The organism is Streptomyces sp. NPDC055099, from assembly GCF_053607685.1.
Window position 1 is genome coordinate 1 of sequence record NZ_JBSGUA010000082.1, and the last position, 1,339, is coordinate 1,339.

At 72.8% G+C, this 1,339-nt stretch carries 1 protein-coding gene; it reads right to left on the reverse strand.

Going from position 1 to position 1,339, the window contains the following annotated elements; all coding sequences use genetic code 11:
- On the reverse strand, positions 1 to 979 hold a 979-nt coding region (locus tag ACWFRU_RS42450), incomplete at its 3' end, for a DUF2637 domain-containing protein (protein ID WP_453694214.1).
- Between the last annotated feature and the right edge of the window lie 360 nt (positions 980 to 1,339).

The window sequence follows — 1,339 nt, forward strand, 5'->3', positions numbered from 1 at the left end:
GTGCGGCCGCGGGTACGGTCGCGCGTTCGCGGTGCGAATCGCGCAGGTCAGAGCCGGTCTCAGGAGACGGGGGTGCGGCCGTCACCGGCAGGCGTTCGCTCGCTGGCTCCCAGGACGTTCGCGCTGTCGCCATGTCGACGAGGGGACCGTTCGCATCCGCCCGGCTCGTCGACATGTCGTTCACGGGTGCCGTCTTCTCGGCGTACGCACCCCCGTTCGCACCGTTCGCGGGAGGGTCGCCGGGGGCGAGGGCTTCGCGGTCCCCGTTCGCACCGTTCGCGGTGAGCGCGGGGGCCGCGTTCGCGGTCGGCAGGTCGGCGTTCGCGATCAGGTGCGCGGGGATCGACAGGCCGCGGCTCGCATCACGCATGGCGCGCAGCTGACCCGGGTGGGCCTTCTTCCGCCAGTTCCTGCCGTGCTCCTTGCGCAGTTCGTCGCGCAGGGTCAGCCGGTCCCGCTCCAGGTCCAGCGCGGCGGAGCGCGTGTAGACCTCCCACAGTCGCATGCGCCGCCACACCCCGAACGTGCTGATGGGTGCAAGGACCCAGCGGGCGATCCCGAGGGGCTCGTACTCGTGGCCGTCGGCGATCCGGGCCCGGCGGGCGATGGCCCGGCGCAGCGCCTCGGTGATGACGACGACCAGGCCGGGCATCGTGGCGTGCGCGGCCGCCTCGACGTAGTCCATCCATCCGGCGGAGCCGTCCGCCGGCCAGCCGCTGGCCGCGTTGAAGACGATGGTGGCGATGGTCAGCACCCACGCGAACCATCGCAGGATCGGGGCCGGGGTGCGGATCGCGCACAGGAACAGGTCGGCGGCGATCAGCCCGATGATCCCGACGTCGATGCCGATCGGGAAGACGTGAGCGAACCAGCCCCAGCCCCAGTCGAGCGCGAGCTGGCGCACCGACCGGTACGAGCCGGTGAAGCCGATGATCGCGAGGACGGTGGCGGCGGTGGCGACGACGGCGGCGGCTGCCATCAGGCCCCCGCGGATCGGGACCAGGGCGTCGCCGTCGGGTGCGGCGCTGCTGGCGGGTATTGGCGGTCGTCGCTCTGCGCCGGGCACCGCGTGCGTGGTCACGGCGGGCACTCTCCTCGTTCTCGCGGTCTGGGGCGATCAGCACGGTACGCCGAACTGGGTCACCCGTGATGCCGCTGATGCCGCCGGGCACGAAGAAACCCCCGCCGACGGGACCGGCGGGGGCTGCTCCTGCGGGAGGTGACGGGCGCTCACCCGGCCCAGACGATGTCCAGCACGTACAGGTACTCGCGCGGCCCGTTGACGAAGTAGACGACGGTGAGCGGGCCGACGTCGGCCCGGCGCAGGTCGGCCCCTTCC